The 16,547-nt window shown below is 72.2% G+C and carries 14 protein-coding genes and 1 pseudogene; 7 read left to right on the top strand and 8 right to left on the bottom strand.

Annotated elements, in window-relative coordinates:
• Positions 1–85: 85 nt before the first annotated feature.
• The gene (locus AB0J33_RS01740; protein ID WP_363608792.1) at positions 86–439 is read right to left on the bottom strand and encodes a sterol carrier family protein; all 354 of its coding nucleotides are present in this window, start codon (positions 437–439) and stop codon (positions 86–88) included.
• Between the two features lie 161 nt (positions 440–600).
• Between AB0J33_RS01740 and AB0J33_RS01735 the strand changes: the two genes are divergently transcribed.
• A complete protein-coding gene (locus AB0J33_RS01735) occupies positions 601–2,622 on the top strand; it encodes a carboxypeptidase-like regulatory domain-containing protein (protein WP_363608790.1) in 2,022 nt (673 codons plus the stop codon).
• A gap of 210 nt (positions 2,623–2,832) precedes the next feature.
• On the opposite strand, the gene AB0J33_RS01730 is transcribed toward AB0J33_RS01735, so the two are convergent.
• The 4 genes from AB0J33_RS01730 to purS form a co-directional block, all read right to left on the bottom strand.
• Positions 2,833–3,588: a 2-phosphosulfolactate phosphatase gene (locus AB0J33_RS01730; protein WP_363610164.1), complete on the bottom strand. Its 756-nt coding sequence runs from the start codon at positions 3,586–3,588 to the stop codon at positions 2,833–2,835.
• A 4-nt stretch (positions 3,589–3,592) separates the two neighbouring features.
• A complete protein-coding gene (gene purL / locus AB0J33_RS01725) occupies positions 3,593–6,256 on the bottom strand; it encodes a phosphoribosylformylglycinamidine synthase subunit PurL (RefSeq protein WP_363608788.1) in 2,664 nt (887 codons plus the stop codon).
• 67 nt (positions 6,257–6,323) lie between these two features.
• On the bottom strand, positions 6,324–7,007 hold the full coding sequence (purQ, locus tag AB0J33_RS01720) for a phosphoribosylformylglycinamidine synthase subunit PurQ (RefSeq protein WP_091396055.1): 684 nt from the start codon (positions 7,005–7,007) through the stop codon (positions 6,324–6,326).
• On the bottom strand, positions 7,004–7,267 hold the full coding sequence (gene purS / locus AB0J33_RS01715) for a phosphoribosylformylglycinamidine synthase subunit PurS (RefSeq protein ID WP_363608785.1): 264 nt from the start codon (positions 7,265–7,267) through the stop codon (positions 7,004–7,006). Before purS ends, purQ begins: the two co-directional genes overlap by 4 nt.
• Positions 7,268–7,623: 356 nt before the next feature.
• Between purS and AB0J33_RS01710 the strand changes: the two genes are divergently transcribed.
• Both AB0J33_RS01710 and AB0J33_RS01705 read left to right on the top strand, forming a co-directional pair.
• Positions 7,624–8,307, top strand: a complete 684-nt coding sequence (locus tag AB0J33_RS01710; protein WP_363608783.1) for a DUF1986 domain-containing protein — start codon at positions 7,624–7,626, stop codon at positions 8,305–8,307.
• A gap of 24 nt (positions 8,308–8,331) precedes the next feature.
• Entirely contained in the window at positions 8,332–8,895 is a 564-nt protein-coding gene (locus tag AB0J33_RS01705; RefSeq protein WP_363608781.1) for a YbjQ family protein, read from the top strand.
• 127 nt (positions 8,896–9,022) lie between these two features.
• Here the strand turns inward: AB0J33_RS01705 and purB are convergent, their stop codons facing one another.
• From purB to AB0J33_RS01690, 3 genes and pseudogenes are all read right to left on the bottom strand, one after another.
• A complete protein-coding gene (gene purB, locus AB0J33_RS01700; RefSeq protein ID WP_363608779.1) occupies positions 9,023–10,447 on the bottom strand; it encodes an adenylosuccinate lyase in 1,425 nt (474 codons plus the stop codon).
• 74 nt (positions 10,448–10,521) lie between these two features.
• Positions 10,522–10,656 (bottom strand): annotated as a pseudogene (locus tag AB0J33_RS01695) (GntR family transcriptional regulator); the annotation flags it as partial.
• Between the two features lie 392 nt (positions 10,657–11,048).
• Positions 11,049–12,341 carry an acetyl-CoA C-acetyltransferase gene (locus AB0J33_RS01690; protein ID WP_363608777.1) on the bottom strand — a complete coding sequence of 431 codons (1,293 nt, stop codon included), beginning with the start codon at positions 12,339–12,341 and terminating at the stop codon, positions 11,049–11,051.
• Positions 12,342–12,396: 55 nt separating this feature from the next.
• On the opposite strand from AB0J33_RS01690, the gene AB0J33_RS01685 reads away from it, so the two are divergent.
• The 4 genes from AB0J33_RS01685 to AB0J33_RS01670 all read left to right on the top strand — a co-directional run bounded on the left by AB0J33_RS01685 (position 12,397) and on the right by AB0J33_RS01670 (position 16,546).
• Positions 12,397–13,788: a 3-oxoacyl-ACP reductase gene (locus tag AB0J33_RS01685; RefSeq protein WP_363608775.1), complete on the top strand. Its 1,392-nt coding sequence runs from the start codon at positions 12,397–12,399 to the stop codon at positions 13,786–13,788.
• A 140-nt stretch (positions 13,789–13,928) separates the two neighbouring features.
• Positions 13,929–14,744: a MaoC/PaaZ C-terminal domain-containing protein gene (locus AB0J33_RS01680; protein WP_363610162.1), complete on the top strand. Its 816-nt coding sequence runs from the start codon at positions 13,929–13,931 to the stop codon at positions 14,742–14,744.
• A gap of 81 nt (positions 14,745–14,825) precedes the next feature.
• Positions 14,826–15,578: an NUDIX domain-containing protein gene (locus AB0J33_RS01675; protein WP_363608773.1), complete on the top strand. Its 753-nt coding sequence runs from the start codon at positions 14,826–14,828 to the stop codon at positions 15,576–15,578.
• Positions 15,575–16,546 carry a serine/threonine protein kinase gene (locus AB0J33_RS01670; protein WP_363608771.1) on the top strand — a complete coding sequence of 324 codons (972 nt, stop codon included), beginning with the start codon at positions 15,575–15,577 and terminating at the stop codon, positions 16,544–16,546. Before AB0J33_RS01675 ends, AB0J33_RS01670 begins: the two co-directional genes overlap by 4 nt.
• Position 16,547 lies beyond the last annotated feature (1 nt).

The raw sequence follows: 16,547 nt of genomic DNA, 5'->3' as shown, positions 1-16,547 counted from the left end.
GCCTGACAGTGTACGCGAATCGCAGTCAATACAGAAAGTCACGATCTCCCTGCGCAGCGTCACGCTGAGTGGGACATCGAATCAGTTAGAGGGGCAGATACGCCGAGAGATCGGCCCGGTTGCCACTCACCTGAATGCGACCCTCGGTGATCGCCTCCGCCCAGCCAACCCTGCCGGTCGCCACCTGCAACCAGGTATCCGCTGCCATCTCGACCACATTTGGCGGGTTTCCTCTGGTGTGTCGAGGCCCCGGAACGCACTGGATCGCCCCGTATGGTGGGACACGCACCTCCACCGATCGGCCGGGGGCGCGCTCCGCGAGGACGGCCAACAACGACCGGACCGCCTCACGGAACACCGTCCGTTCGGGCGTACGCCCCTCGTCGAGCGCCGACAGGGCGGCCGCAACGGCAGCGGACTTACTGTGCGGAGAGGACACGACGGGACGATACGACCCCCAGGCCAGACACGCGACGCTGGCCCTGGGTCGCGCTCTTGCAGTCGGACAAGGCATAGTTGCCGACGGCGTATTCGTACCGTGATGATCCCCGGCCCGGCGCCCCGCCGGTCAGAGGGAAGTCAGCCCGGAAGGCGGTGGACGTGTCAACACACCGACGTGCCTGGAAGCAGCGGGCCGGTGTGGTCGTAGCGCTGGTTGCCGGCGCTCTGCTCACCGTCCCCGCCACACCAGCCCTGGCCGCGGACGTCGACGTCTCTCCCGGCTCGGTCACCGTAAACGCGGGCAGTGACGCCACGATCACCGTGCGCGTCACCGGGGAGGATGGCGACGAATCGGCGAAGGTCAGCCTCTCCGGCCTGCCGTCCGGCGTCAGCTGCGCCGGTGGCTGCGGCGACGTCAAACTCTCCGGCGGCGGCCTGGGAGGCAGCCCGAAAGGCTCGGTGCTGGTCCGGATCGCCGCCAACGACAGCGCTGGCGACGCGACCGCGAACATCACGGTGGCGGTCGAGGCCCCTTCGGGCCCGGACACCGCCAACGTCTCGCTGACCGTGAAGGGCAAGGCCGCGCCGCCACCGCCGCAGAACCAGACCGTGCGGTCGATCTCCGGCAAGGTGATCTCGCAGGCGGACAGCAAGTCGGTCGCGAACGCCGTGGTCATGCTCCAGGACAGCACCGGCCGGCGATTCGACACCACAAGCAACGGCAGCGGTGACTTCCGCTTCAACGGGACCACCGACAAGCCGATCGCACCCGGCCGGATCGACCTGGGCGCCACGTTCGACAACGTGGTGGCCACCAAGACCATCAACGCCGCCGCCGGCCAGGCCGTCACCGGCCAACGGATCAGCCTCGCGCTCAAGGTCGAGGTGACGCCCAGCGCCACCCCCTCCGCCACCCCCGAGGCCACTCCCACCGACGAGGCGACCGAGGAGGGCACCGAAGAGGAGCCTTCCGAGGAGGCCAGCCCGGGCGCTCCGGCGAATGCCGCAAACAGCGAGGACAGCGGCGGCATCGGCTCGTACCTGATCATTTTGCTCGGTGGTCTGCTGGTCGCCGCCGGTGTCGGCACGATCGTGCTGCTCTGGATGAAGCGCAAGGAGAGCGGCGACGACGACGACGCTCCGGCGGCCGCCGGTGGCGGCGGTGTGGTGCCGCCCTCGCGGGGCGGGTTCCGCGGCCCCGACGACCAGACCCGGGTGGTCGGCGGTCGTCCCGGCGGCGGCGCCGACCCGACCATGGTCGGCGGCGCGGCGCTGAGCGAGGCGCCCACGATGATGCACCGCCCGGTGGTCGACGACGTCCCACCGGACCCGTACGGCGCCCCTGCCCCGGCATACGGCGGCGCGGGACAGCAGGGCTGGGGCGGCGGCTACGGCGACGAGCCGGCGTCCGGTGGCTACGGAGCCGGCGGTTACGGCAACGCGCCCGCGTCGGGTGGCGGTTACGGCGCTCCGGCCGGCCCGGAGGGCGGCTACGGTGCCGGTGCGGCCGGTGACGCCTACGGTGCCGCGCCCGGTGCCGGCTACGGCAACGCGCCAGCATCTGGCGGCGGCTACGGCAATGCCCCGGCCTCCGGTGGCGGCTACGGCAGCCGTGACTACGACGCTCCGGGCGGAACCGCCGCCTACCCGCCGGCTCCGGCTGGCGGTGCGGCCTACGGCGAGCGGTTCGACGAGCCGACCGGCCGGTACACCGGCGACAGCACCCAGTACCCGGCCCCGGCCGACCCGTACGCCACCGGCGTCTACCAGCCCGAGCAGGGGCAGGGGTACGGCCAGCCCGATCCCGCCCCGTACGGCGGTCGCGCCGCCGAGCCGACCAAGGGATACGGCGCTCCGGAGGCTGGCGGGTACGACCAGGGCGGCTACGGCCAACCGGCCGGCGGTTACGACCAGGGCGGCGGCTACGGCCAGGAGCCTCCGCAGCAGCGCGGCGGCTACGACGACCGGGGCTACGACCAGGGCGGCTACGGCCAGCCCGCCGGTGGATACGACCAGGGCGGCAGCTACGGCCAGGAGCCCCCGCAGCAGCGCGGCGGCTACGACGACCGGGGCTACGACCAGGGCGGCTACGGCCAGCCCGCCGGGCGGAACCGGCCGGAAACCCCGCCGCCGCCACCGACCGAGCGCGGCGGTCGCCGCCTCGACTGGCTGGACGACTGACCCAACGCAGCGCACGGAAAACGGCCACCCGGAGTTCCCGGGTGGCCGTTTCGCTGCATGACCCACTCGGCTTTCAGGAAGCCGGACCATCCCGCAGCCCCGGACACCCCGACTTCCTGAAAGTCGAGTTGATCACGGAGCGCGGGCCGGACGCGCGCGGTCAGGCGCGGTCAGGCGCGGTCAGGCGCGGTCAGGCGCGGTCAGGCGCGGTCAGGCGGCGGAGAAGACGCCGTGGTGGAGCACCGGCACGACGTCCGACACGCCGATCCGTACGGCGACAGCCACGTCCTCGGCGAAGCCGCTCTCGACCAGCTCCCGTCCGGAGACGCTGCCGCGTACGGCGGCGGGCACGTCCGGGGTGCTCGCCAGCGCGGCGAGCGCCATGGCCGCCTCCACCGAGAGCCCACCCGGCACGCCGGAGAGGGCGTCGAGCACGGCAGCGGCGCCGAGCTGGTCCTCCACCGAGGGGCGCAGTGAGCCGTCCGGCCATCGCTCCCCCGAGGCGATCACGCCGATCGGGGCGTCCACCGTGCCGTACCCCTGGCGGCGCAGCCAACGCCCGACGGCGCGTGCGTTACGCAGGCACGCCGCGACCACCGGCAGGCCGGTGGCGCTGGCGGCGGCACTGATGGCCGAGCCGTTCGGCGAGGGCAGCACCAGGTCCGCCACCACGGGCGCGCTGCTCAGGGCGGCGGGCGAGAGCGACCACGGATGGTCCGCGGTCGTCTGCCGCCGCCCGACCGCGGCGGTCGCGCCGAGCCGGACGGCGTACTCGGCGGCCTGTTCGCCCCAGGGGAACGGGTGCACCCGCATGCCACGGGCGACCGCCACCTCGACGGCGGTGGTGAACGAGAGAACGTCCACCACCACCAGCGCCGCACAGACCCGACCGAGCTCGGCCGCCCCGGTCAGCCCCCAGTCGAACCGGGCACCGGAACCGGGTTGGCCGTAGACGGCCGCCGCCAACGCCTCAGCGCTCGTCAGGCGACGGCTCGGTGACACCGGAGTCAGACTCGGACGCCCCACCGGGCTGGTCCGACCCGATCGGCTCGACCGCGCCGGTCTCCGGGGACGGACCCGAAGAGGCGATCGGCTCGGAGACCACCTCGGCCGGGTCGACCGGCTCGGTCGCGGCGGCGGCCGGCAGCGGTACGGCCTCGACCGCACCCGCCACACCGGCGGCCGGCGCGGGCACCTCGACGGCCGCCGAGCCTCCGAAGAGGCGTGGCAGCGTCTCGGTGTGCGCGGCGCGCAGCTCGTCCAGGCCGATCCGGAACTGACCGTGCACCTCGAGCGCCCCGCCGGACGGGTCGGTGACGCCGATCAGCTCGAACGGCACGCCCCGCTCGGCGCAGAGCGCCGCGAACGCCTTGTCGTGGCCGCGCGGCACCGAGACCAGCGCCCGCGTGGCGGACTCGCTGAACAGGTAGACGAACGGCATCGAGCCCTCGGCGAACTGCTCCGGCACCGCGACCCGGGCACCGACGCCGCGACGCAGGCAGGACTCGACCAGGCTCTGCGCGAGACCACCGTCGGAGAGGTCGTGTGCCGAGCTGAGGTGACCGACGCGGGCCGCCTCGGCCAGCAGGTCGGCGAGCGCCTTCTCCCGCGCGAGGTCCACCTGCGGCGGGATGCCGCCGAGGTGCTCGTGCGTCACCCAGGCCCACTCCGAGCCGGACAGCTCCACGTTCGTCTCGCCGAGCAGGTAGAGCTGGTCGTGGTCGCCACCGGCACGCGGCACGAAGCCCATCGGGACCCGGTCGGCGACGTTGTCCAACACGCCCAGCACGCCGACCACCGGGGTCGGGTGGATGGCCGCCGCGCCGGTCTGGTTGTAGAAGCTGACGTTGCCGCCGGTCACCGGGATGCCCAGCTCCAGGCAGCCGTCCGCCAGGCCGCGTACGGCCTCGGCGAACTGCCACATCACGCCCGGGTCCTCCGGGGAGCCGAAGTTGAGGCAGTTGGTCACGGCGATCGGCTTCGCGCCGGTCACCGCCACGTTCCGGTACGCCTCCGCGAGGGCCAGCTTGGTGCCGTTGTACGGGTCCAGTCTGGCGTACCGGCCGTTGCCGTCCACCGACAGCGCCACGCCGAGGCCGGACCGCTCGTCGATCCGGATCACGCCGCCGTCCTCCGGCTGGGCGAGCACGGTGTTGCCCAGCACGTAGCGGTCGTACTGCTCGGTGACCCAGGTCTTGTCGGCCAGGTTGGGCGACGCGATCATGCGCAGCACGGTCTCCCGGAGCGCGTCCGGGTCGGCCGGGCGGGGCAGCGTCTCGGCCCGGTCGGCCTGGAGCAGGATCAGGTCGGCCGGCTCACGCATCGGCCGGGCGTAGACCGGGCCGTCGTCGACCAACGAACCCGGCGGCACGTCGACGACCAGGTGGTCCTGCCAGGTGATCAGCAGTCGACCCGGGCGGCCGTCCGGCTCCGGTGCGGTGACCTCACCGATCGCGGTGGCGAGGACGCCCCACTTCTCGCAGGTCTTGAGCACCGCGTCGAGCTTGTCCGGCTCGACGACGAGCAGCATCCGCTCCTGCGACTCGCTGGCCAGGATCTCGTGCGGGTCCATCGAGGGCTCGCGCAGCGGCACCCGCTCCAGCCAGACCCGCATGCCGGTGCCGGCGGCGGCGGCGGTCTCGGTGAGCGCGCAGGTCAGGCCGGCGCCGCCGAGGTCCTGGATGCCGACGACCAGCTGACCGTCGTACAGCTCCAGGCACGCCTCGATCAGCAGCTTCTCGGTGAACGGGTCGCCGACCTGCACGGCGGGTCGGCGGGCCTCGCTGCCCTCGTCGAAGGTGGCGCTGGCCAGCACCGAGACGCCGCCGATGCCGTCGCGGCCGGTCTTGGCGCCCATCAGGACGACAACGTTGCCCGGGCCGGCGGCGGCCTTGTTCTGCAACCGGTCGACCGGCAGCACACCCAGGCAGAGCGCGTTGAGCAGCGGGTTGCCCTGGTAGGAAGGGTCGAAGACCAGCTCACCACCGATGTTGGGCAGACCCAGGCAGTTGCCGTAGCCGCCGACGCCGGCGACCACGCCGGTGAGCACCCGGGCGGTGTCCGGGTGGTCCGCGGCACCGAAACGCAGCGGGTCCATCACCGCGACCGGGCGGGCACCCATGGCGAGGATGTCCCGGACGATGCCGCCGACGCCGGTCGCCGCACCCTGGTACGGCTCGACGAAGCTCGGGTGGTTGTGCGACTCGACCTTGAAGGTCACCGCCAGCTCGTCGGAGACCTGCACGACACCGGCGTTCTCACCGATGCCGGCGAGCAACCGGTCGCTCTGCGGGGCCTTCTCGCCGAACTGGCGCAGGTGCACCTTGCTCGACTTGTACGAGCAGTGCTCGCTCCACATGATCGAGTACATGGCGAGCTCGGACTGGGTGGGGCGGCGGCCGAGGATCTGCCGGATCCGGTCGTACTCGTCGTCGCGCAGGCCCAGTTCGGTGTACGGCTGAAGCTCGCCCGGGGTGCCACCGGCGCGCGGCACGGTGTCGACGCCCTCGGTCCAGACGGCAGCGGCCGGCTGGACGGGAGCGGTCGCCGGGGCGACCGGGCTCGGCTCGGCCGGCTGCGCCGGGGCGGAGTACGCCTCCGGTGTGTCCCGTACCGGGTCCGGATGGGTGGTCATGACCTCTCCTCGCTGCGCTCGTGCCCGCCAGAGACGCGGTTGAGCTGACCGATGATCGTGCCGCCGGTCATGCCGGCGCCCCCACCAGGTGCTTGAGGACCGACGTGAAGAAGCCGAGGCCGTCCAGCGAAGGGCCGGTGAGCGCCTCCACCGCGTGCTCGGGGTGCGGCATGATGCCGACCACGTTGCCGGCGGCGTTGGTGATCGCGGCGATGTCGCGCTGGGATCCGTTGGGGTTGCCGCCGACGTAGCGGGCGACCACCCGGCCCTCGGCTTCGAGCTGGTCCAGCGTCGCGGTGTCCGCGACGTAGCAGCCCTCACCGTTCTTGACCGGGATGAGCACCTCCTGGCCGGGCTGGAACGCGTTGGTCCACGCGGTCCCGGCCGACTCGATGCGCAGGACCTGGTCCCGGTTGCGGAAGTGCAGGTGCTGGTTGCGGGTGAGCGCCCCGGGCAGCAGGTGCGCCTCGCACAGGATCTGGAAGCCGTTGCAGATGCCGAGCACCGGCAGACCACCCCTGGCGGCGTCCACGATCGTCTCCATCACCGGGGCGAACCGGGCGATGGCACCGCACCGCAGGTAGTCACCGTAGGAGAAGCCGCCGGGCAGAACGACCGCGTCGACGCCGTGCAGCTCCGGGTCGCCGTGCCAGAGCCGGACCGGCTCGGCGCCGGCGATCCGGACGGCTCGGGCCGCGTCCCCGTCGTCGAGCGAGCCGGGGAAGGTGACCACACCGACCCGGGCGGTCACGAGCGGGCGTCCGCGGTCTCGTCGGCCTCGATCAGGCGGACGGTGAAGTCCTCGATGACCGGGTTGGCGAGCAGTTTGTCGGCAATCTCCCGAGCGCGGTCCAGGTCCGGTTCACCGGTGAACTCGATCTCGATCCGCCTGCCGATCCGAACCGAGGCGACGTCACCGACGCCGAGCCGGGGCAGCGCGTTTGCGACGGCCTGGCCCTGCGGATCGAGGATCTCGGGCTTGAGCATGACGTCGACGACGACGCGAGGCACTGGGCACTCCTGACTGTGTACGCAGTTGGGTGCCGACCCACAACGGGCGAGCGCAGCCAGCCTACCTGGCAGATATCGCTGCGGACGCACCGGCCGGGTGCAGTTCAGGCAGTGATCGACATCACCGGCGCCCGGGGTGGCCCGCCAGGCGCGACAGGCGGGTTCAGCAGGACATACACGGCGCAGCGGGTGGCTGAATCGTTACATTGGCTAACCTCGATCAGATGCTTGATAATGATCGCGCCGGGCCCTACTGTTCATCGACGTAAGTCGATCCAGGCGCTCGCGGGAACCCCCGCTGTCGCCCCATCCGCACCCGGCGACCCCGGGCCCGCCCCGTCCAAGGAGTCCACCCGATGCGCATCCGCCCCCTGCTCGCCGTACTCAGCACCGCGCTGGTCGGCGCCCTCGGCGTCACGTCCGCCGCGTCCGCCGCCCCGGCCGGCCCGCAACCCATCATCGGTGGCGGCACCGTCTCGTCCGCGCCCTGGGCCGCCGCGGTGTTCAGCAACGGCTCGTTCACCTGCTCCGGCAGCGTGATCGCCGCCCAGTGGGTGCTCACCGCCCGACACTGCATCAGCGGCACCATGTCCGTCCGGGTCGGCAGCGTCTACCGCTCCTCGGGCGGGGTCACCCGTACGGTCAGCGCCACCTACACCCGCAACGACCTCGCCCTGATGCGGCTCTCCAGCACCGTCAGCACCTCCGCGGTGAGCCTGGCGAGCAGCAACCCCCCGATCAACTCGACGAACTCGATCTACGGGTGGGGCATGACCTGCTACAGCGGGTGCGACGCGTCCAGCCAGCTCAAGACCGCCACCGTCCGGGTGACCAGCAACAGCGCCACCGACGCGTACGGCGGGCAGGCGATCCGCAGCACCCGGATCAACGGCAACGCCTGGCGCGGTGACTCCGGTGGCCCGCAGTTCTACAACGGGCAGCAGGTCGGCGTCGCCTCCACCGCCGACGGGTCGAGCATCCAGAACTACGGCAGCGTTGCGTACAACCGGGCCTGGATCACCTCGGTGGCCGGTGTCTGACGGTTAGCGCCCGCCGCGGCGCGGATGGTCGGCCACGTGCCGACCGTCCGCGCCGCGCCGTTTTGCAGCATCCGATCAGGTGAACAATGCACCCGATCGGGTCGCGCCACGACTGACAGCATCGGAAACGTGCTGGTCGTGACGACGGAGCAACTGCCCGGCTACGAGATCCGCCAGATTCTCGGTGAGGTGGTGTCATCGATGGCCAGGACGCGCAACCCGTACCGCGAGGGTGTCAAGAACCTGCGCGGTGGCGCGTACGACCCGATGGCCCCGGACAACCTGACCCGGTGGCGCACCGACTCGGTGACCCGCCTCGGCGAGGAGGCCCTGCGGCTCGGCGCGAACGCGGTGATCGGCATGCGGTTCGACAGCCGGGACTGCGGCGAGATGTGGATGGAGATCTGCGCGTACGGGACGGCCGTGATCGCCGTACCCAAGATGCCCGAGGTCATGCCCGCCGACCAGCCGGCGGTCGCCGCGGCGACCGCCACCGACCCGGCCTTCGCCGAGTCCCTCGGCGGCATCGCCGAACCGGCGAGCGCCCCCAACCTCAGATCAGCCGCAGAAATCCCAACCGGCGAGTAACCACCCGCCACCACTCCCGGTGATCATGAAGTTATTGCCGCGACACGCCGATGCGCAGGGCAACAACCTCATGATCAACGCAGGCTGTGGCCCGGCCCTGGGGTGGGTGGGGTTGGGGGTGGGTGGGTTAGAGGATCGGGGGCGGGCTGTAGGTGGCCGCCTCCGGGTGGGCTGTCACCACTGCGGCGATCCGCTTCGTTACCGCTGCCACCTGGGCTTGGGCCGCGCCCACGAAGGCGCTCCGGTCGGCGACCAGGGTGTCGATGTCGGCCCGGGACAGGTTGAGTCGACCGTCCGCCGCCAGCCGGTCGAAGAGGTCGTTCTCCGGCGAGCCCTTCTCGCGCATGGCCAGGGCCACCGCGACCGCGTGTTCCTTGATCACCTCGTGGGCGACCTCCCGGCCGACACCCCGGCGGACCGCCGCGACCAGGATCTTCGTGGTGGCCAGGAACGGCAGGAAGCGTTCCAGCTCCCGGTTGATCACCGCGGGGTACGCGCCGAACTCGTCGAGCACGGTGAGGAACGTCTGGAACAGCCCGTCGGCGGCGAAGAACGCGTCCGGCAGGGCCACCCGGCGGACCACCGAGCAGGACACGTCCCCCTCGTTCCACTGGTCACCGGCCAACTCGCCGACCATCGACAGGTAACCCCGAATGATCACAGCGAAGCCGTTCACCCGCTCCGACGAGCGGGTGTTCATCTTGTGCGGCATCGCGCTGGAGCCGACCTGGCCGGGCTTGAAGCCCTCGGTCGCCAACTCCTGACCGACCATCAACCGGATCGTGGTGGCCAGCGACGACGGCGCGGCGGCGGTCTGGGCCAGCGCGGCCAGCACGTCGAAGTCGAGCGAGCGCGGGTAGACCTGCCCGACGCTGTCCAGCACCCGGGAGAAGCCCAGGTGCTCGGCGACGCGGCGCTCCAACTCGGCCACCTTGTCGGCGTCGCCGTCGAAGAGGTCGAGCTGGTCGGCGGCCGTGCCGACCGGCCCCTTGATCCCCCGCAGCGGGTAGCGGGCGATCAGCTCCTCCAGCCGCTCGTACGCGATCAGCAACTCCTCCGCCGCCGACGCGAAGCGCTTGCCCAGCGTGGTGGCCTGCGCCGCCACGTTGTGCGAACGACCGGTCATGACCAGCTCGGAGTGCTCGTACGCCAGGAAGGCGAGCCGGGCCAGGGTGGCCACCACCCGGTCACGGATCAGCTCCAGCGAGGCACGCACCTGGAGCTGTTCGACGTTCTCGGTGAGGTCCCGCGAGGTCATCCCCTTGTGCACGTGCTCGTGCCCGGCGAGCGCGCTGAACTCCTCGATCCGGGCCTTCACGTCGTGCCGGGTGACCCGCTCCCGCTCGGCGATCGAGGCGAGGTCGACCTGGTCGAGCACCCGCTCGTACGCCTCGACCACGCCGTCCGGCACCGACACGCCCAGGTCGCGCTGGGCACGGAGCACGGCGAGCCAGAGCCGCCGCTCCATCCGGACCTTCTCCTCCGGAGACCAGAGGGCGACCAGTTCGGGCGAGGCGTACCGGTTGGCCAGCACGTTGGGGATCGTCGTCACGTACCTCATTGTCCCGCACGCGTCGGCCCACCCCCGGACCGGGCCGGACTGTCGAGGTCGTCCGGGCAGCTCGGCTAGGGCCGGATTTGCTGCTGACCCTTGATCAGGACGGACACCTCGACCGGTTGCCCCTGCACCGAGCGAACGACCCGGAACTGGCGGATCACCGGCACCTGGGGTGGCAGGGCGAGAATCTCCAACTCCTCGGTGGGGCCGGACGGCCCGCGTAGGCGCCAGGTACTTGTCCGCCTGGCTGCCCTGCGGGTGCTACCCGCCGCACGACCGGTGGGACGCGAGATCCCGACGCCGCACGTGCCCGTGCGGCCGACCTAGCCTGTGCAGCCTGCGGACAGGAGTGGCCGTGCTCGGATCGTCGGCGGCGACTTCTCATCGAGTACGCGCACGACCGACTGTCGCTGACGTTCCACCTGGGTCTTCATTTGGCGGACGCGGCGGCTGATCTGCCGAACCTCGCCGCCGACAGGCTGCACACCCGGTTCCTCGGCTGGATCCCACCCCGCCGTGCGTGATCGCTTGATCGGGATGTGATGTCCCAATGTCTCCGTGAAAGAGACATTGGGACATTGGCAGCGGGGCAGGCTCAGCGCTCCAGGATGGCGGTCACGCCCTGACCACCGGCCGCGCAGATGGAGATCAGCCCTCGCCCGCTGCCCCGCTCGGCCAGCATCTTGGCCAGGGTCGCCACGATCCGTCCGCCGGTGGCGGCGAACGGATGCCCGGCGGCCAGTGAGGAGCCGTTGACGTTGAGCCGGTCGGTGTCGATCGCGCCCAGCGGCGCGTCCAGGCCGAGCCGGTCCTTGCAGAACTCCGGCGACTCCCAGGCGGCGAGGGTGGCCAGCACCTGCGACGCGAACGCCTCGTGGATCTCGTAGTAGTCGAAGTCCTGCAAGGTCAGCCCGGCGCGGGCCAGCATCCGGGGCACCGCGTACGCGGGTGCCATCAGCAACCCCTCGTCGCCGTGCACGAAGTCCACCGCTGCCGTCTCCGACCAGCTGAACCAGGCCAGCACGGGCAGGTGGTGCGCCGCCGCCCACTCCTCGCTGGCGAGCAGCACGGTGGACGCTCCGTCGGTGAGCGGCGACGAGTTGGCGGCGGTCATGGTGGCGTGCTCGGCGTCCGGGCCCCGGGTGCCGAAGAGCGGCTTCAGCGAACCGAGCTTGTCCAGAGTGCTGTCCGGGCGGAGGTTCTGGTCGCGGGTGAGCCCCAGGTACGGCGTCATCAGGTCGTCGAAGAAGCCCCGGTCGTACGCGGCGGCGAGCCGCTGGTGTGAGCGCAGGGCCAGCTCGTCCTGGGATCGCCTGTCGATCTGCCAGCGCAGCGCGGTCTGGGCGGCGTGCTCGCCCATGGACAGGCCGGTACGTGGTTCGGCGTTGCGTGGGATCTCCGGCTTGAACGGCTGGAGTGGGCGCAGCTTCGCCGCTATCTTGAGGCGTTCGCCGAGCGTACGGGCCGAGTTGAGCTTGAGCAGGGTGCGGCGCATCTCCTCGTTGACCGCCAGCGGGGCGTCGGAGGTGGTGTCCACACCGCCGGCGATGCCCACGTCGAGCTGCCCGAGGGCGATCTTGTTGGCGACCAGGATCGCCGCCTCCAGGCCGGTGCCGCACGCCTGCTGGATGTCGTACGCCGGGGTGTGCGGGTCGAGGCGGGAGCCGAGCACCACCTCGCGGGTGAGGTTGAAGTCGCGGGAGTGCTTGAGCACCGCGCCGGTGACCACCTCGCCGATGCGCTGCCCGGCCAGCCCGTAGCGGGCGATCAGGCCGTCGAGCGCCGCGCCGAGCAGGTCGGCGTTGGACGCGTCCGCGTAGCGGGAGTTGGAACGGGCGAAGGGGATGCGGTTGCCCCCGATGACCGCGACCCGCCGGATGCTCTGCACGATCCGCCTCCTCGATATGTGTTGCTCGAACCCTACTCGCCAGTAGGCTACGCCCATGACCGACAGGTACGCGAGCTTCGTCCAATCGGCCGCCGGCCGCGCGCTGGTCAAGCGCCTCGGGCTGCCCAACCCGCCGACACTGCGCCGGCACACCCCCGGCGACCCGCTGCTGCCCGGGCCGGCCCTGCTCGGCGCGGCCACCGGCAGCCGGTACGCCGCTCCGGTGGCCGCGAGACTGACCGCCGCCGGGGTCGAGCTGGCCGACCCGGCCGCCGAATGGACCGGGGGCGCTGAGGCGCCGGCTGCTCCGCACGGCGACAACCCGCGGCGGTACGGCGCTTTGCTGTTCGACGCCACCGGGATCACCGACTCGACCGACCTGCGCCAGCTCTACGACTTCTTCCACCCGCAGGCCCGGTCCGTGCTGCCCAGCGGCCGGGTGATCGTGCTGGGCAAGTCGGCGCGGGAGTGCGCGACCCCCCGCGAGGCGACCGCACAGCGCGCCCTGGAAGGGCTGGTCCGCAGCATCGGCAAGGAGTTCGGCCGGGGCATCACCGCGCAACTCGTCCAGGTGGCCCATGCCCAGGGCGACCCCAGCATCGGCCTCGAATCGACCCTCCGGTTCCTGCTGTCGGGCCGCTCCGCGTACGTCTCGGGGCAGGTCATCCGGGTCGCCGGCGGCACGGCGAGTATCCCGGCCGACTGGAACCGCCCGCTGGACGGGCAGGTCGTGCTGGTCACCGGCGCGGCGCGCGGCATCGGCGCGGCACTGGCGAAGGTGCTCGCCCGCGACGGCGCCAGGGTGGTGGCCCTGGACATCCCGGCCGCCGGCGACGCGCTCGCCGCGGTGGCCAACGAGGTCGGCGGCACCGCCCTCCAGCTCGACCTGACCGCACCGGACGCGCCCAGCCGGCTCGCCGAGCACCTGGCCACCCGGCACGGCCGGGTCGACGTGGTGGTGCACAACGCCGGCATCACCCGGGACAAGACGCTCGGCCGGATGGACGCCGACCGGTGGGACCAGGTCATCGACGTCAACCTCTCCAGCCAGGAACGGATCAACGACGTGCTGCTGGAGCGGGAGCTGATCCCGACCGGCGGGCGGATCATCGCGGTCTCCTCGATCGCCGGGATCGCCGGCAACCGGGGGCAGACCAACTACGCCACCAGCAAGGCCGGGGTGATCGGGTTGGTCGAATCGCTCGCGCCGACCCTGCGGGAGCGGGGGATCAGCGTCAACGCGGTGGCCCCCGGTTTCATCGAGACCCGGCTGACCGCGCGCATCCCGCTGGTGGTCCGCGAGGCGGGCCGACGGATGAACAGCCTGGCCCAGGGCGGGTTGCCGGTCGACGTGGCGGAGACGATCGGCTGGCTGGCCTGGCCGGCCAGCGGCGCGGTCACCGGAAACGTGGTCCGGGTCTGCGGCCAGAGCCTGCTGGGGGCGTGATGCGGGAAACGAGCGGGCCGGACGACGACCTGTCGCTGCACGAGCTGATCGACGGGCCGACCGAGGCGTTGACGGCGGAGACCGTGGCGGCGGCGCTCGGGCCGTCGTCGGGCAGCCGTAACCGGGTCGACCTGGCCCGGATGCCGGCGGCCGGGGCGCTGCACCGACGGGCGCTGCTCGGGGCGCTACCGGGCCTCGGCGGTGGGCGGCGCGGGCCCGAGCTGCCCGCGGTCGAGTTGACAGTGGGCGGGGTGACAGTCGACCGGGGGCACCTGGCCGACTACGACCGGGTCTGCGGGTTCCGGCTCACCGATCGGCTGCCCGCGACGTTCCCACACGTCATGGGCTTTCCGTTGACGCTGCGGCTGATGACCGCGCCGGACTTCCCGATGCCGCTCATCGGGCTGGTGCACGTCGGCAACCGGATCACCACGCACCGCCCGATCAGCGCCGACGAGACCCTCGACTTCAGCACGTACGCGGAGAACCTGCGCCCACACGACCGGGGGCGGCAGGTGGACGTGGTGCTGGTCGGCTCGGTGGCCGGGGAGGAGGTCTGGCGCGGTGTCTCGACGTACCTCGGTCGGGAGGGCGAGCCGGGCGGGCGCGATCGAGGCGAACGTCCCGCGCCGCCGGTGGCCACCGCCCGCTGGCGGGTGGAAACGCGCGTCGGCACGGAGTATGCGCGCGTCTCCGGCGATCACAACCCGATCCACACCTCCCGACTGGGCGCACGGCTGTTCGGCTTCCGCCGGCCGATCGCGCACGGCATGTGGAGCAAGGCGCGCTGCCTGGCCGCGCTGGAGGCCCGGCTGCCGGACGCGTACACCGTCGAGGTCGCCTTCAAGCTGCCCGTGCCGCTGCCGAGCACTGTGAACTTCGCGCTTCTGCCGGACGGCGGGTTCGCCCTGCACGACTCGGGTGGCCGACCGCACCTGGCCGGTCTCGTGCGCTGAGTCAAGTCACCCCTTGGCAGGGATGTCCGCGTGCGCTAGGTTGTTCTCAGAGCGAGATGTTCTCAGACTGAGAGAGACGTGATGAACGAGCAGGAGTTCCTGGCCGCGTACGACCCCCGGGCCTATCCGTCGGTCGCGGTGACCGTCGACGTGGTGGCGCTGACCATCCGCGACGCCGCGCTGCACCTGCTGCTGATCCGGCGCGGCGAGGCACCCTTCGCCGGGCACTGGGCACTGCCCGGCGGCTTCGTCCGCCCCGACGAGGACCTGACCGCCGGCGCCCGGCGGGAGTTGGCCGAGGAGACCGGGCTCGGCGGCGAGGCGCTGCGCCGCGTACACCTGGAGCAGTTGGGCAGCTACGGCGCCCCCGACCGCGACCCGCGCATGCGCGTCGTCTCGATCGCCCACCTCGCGTTCGCCCCCGACCTGCCCGACCCGGCCGCCGGCACCGACGCCGACGAGGCGATCTGGCTGCCGGTGACCGCGTTGACCAGCCGACAGCTCGCCTTCGACCACGGCCGGATCATCGACGACGCGCTGGAACGGGCCCGGTCCAAGCTGGAGTACACCCCGCTGGCCACCCGCTTCCTCGCCGCCGAGTTCACCATCAGCGAGCTGCGCGCCGTCTACGAGACGGTCTGGGGGCACCCGCTGCACGCCGGCAACTTCCACCGCAAGGTGCTCTCCGTGCCGGGCTTCGTGGAGAGCACGGGCGCCAGCACCGAGCGCGGTGGCGCCCGGGGCGGCCCCCGCGCCCGGCTCTACCGGGCCGGCGACGCCCGGCTGCTGCATCCGGCGCTGCTGCGCCCCGCCCGCGAGGAGACGGTCCGGTGAGGGCCACCGAAGCCATCCGCCTGGTCGCGACCGCCCGCACCGACGCCGACCTGTTCGGCGCCGACCAGCCGGCCCGCCGCTACCGCGAGCTGGTCGCGGCCCTGCACCCCGACCGGCTACCCACCGACCCGGCGGTACGCGCCGACGCCCTCGACGCGTTCGTCCACGTCACCACCCGGTGGCGGGCCCGGCAGGTCACCGTCCTCGGCGACTACCGGCTCGGGTCGCCGGCCCACTCGGGCGACCTGGCCGATCTCTACGACGTCGGCGACGACCGGCTGCTCAAGCTCCCCCGCCGGCCCACCGACAACGACCTGATGGCCCGCGAGGCAGCCGCCCTACGCACCATCGCCGAGCGTGGCGACCCGCGCTACCTGCCGTACGTGCCCCGACTCGTCGACGAGTTCCGGCATTGCGACACCGCGACCGGCGCGGAACGGCGGATCAACGTGCTCGCCACCGCACCCGGCCTGCACGACCTGCATGAGGTGCGGCGCGCGTACCCCGACGGGCTGGACGCCCGGGACGTGGCCTGGATGTGGCGGCGGCTGCTGGTGGTGCTCGGCCTGGCCCACCGGGCGGGCCTGGTGCACGGCGCGGTCCTGCCGCGACACGTGCTGATCGAGCCGGACGCACACGGGGTGGTGCTCGTCGACTGGTGCTTCTCCGCCCCCGTCGGCGGCACGATCCCGGCGCTGGTGCCCGGCCACCAGGAGTGGTATCCACCGGAGATCCTCCAGAAGCGGCAGTGCGGGCCGGGCACCGACATCTGGATGGCCACCCGCTGCATGACCTCGCTGCTGGACCGCCACGCGCCGCGCGAGTTGCTCACCTTCGCCCAGGGCTGCCGGCAGCGCCTGCTCAAGGACCGGCCCGACGACGCCTGGCGCCTGCTGCGCGAACTCGACCAGGTGCTGGACCGGCTCTACGGGCCACGCACCTTCCGACCCTTCACCCTCACCCCGTAAG

The sequence above is a fragment of the Micromonospora sp. NPDC049645 genome, from assembly GCF_040675155.1.
Lineage (GTDB): Bacteria > Actinomycetota > Actinomycetes > Mycobacteriales > Micromonosporaceae > Micromonospora.
This window is presented reverse-complemented; position numbering and strand designations above follow the sequence as displayed.

Excerpts from the sequence above, each read along its gene's own strand:
- AB0J33_RS01685 (WP_363608775.1), top strand. The coding sequence starts at position 12,397 with ATGACCGACAGGTACGCGAGCTTCGTCCAATCGGCCGCCGGCCGCGCG.
- AB0J33_RS01680 (WP_363610162.1), top strand. The coding sequence starts at position 13,929 with ATGCCGGCGGCCGGGGCGCTGCACCGACGGGCGCTGCTCGGGGCGCTA.
- AB0J33_RS01710 (WP_363608783.1), top strand. The coding sequence starts at position 7,624 with ATGCGCATCCGCCCCCTGCTCGCCGTACTCAGCACCGCGCTGGTCGGC.
- purL (WP_363608788.1), bottom strand. The coding sequence starts at position 6,256 with ATGACCACCCATCCGGACCCGGTACGGGACACACCGGAGGCGTACTCC.
- AB0J33_RS01675 (WP_363608773.1), top strand. The coding sequence starts at position 14,826 with ATGAACGAGCAGGAGTTCCTGGCCGCGTACGACCCCCGGGCCTATCCG.
- AB0J33_RS01705 (WP_363608781.1), top strand. The coding sequence starts at position 8,332 with ATGGTCGGCCACGTGCCGACCGTCCGCGCCGCGCCGTTTTGCAGCATC.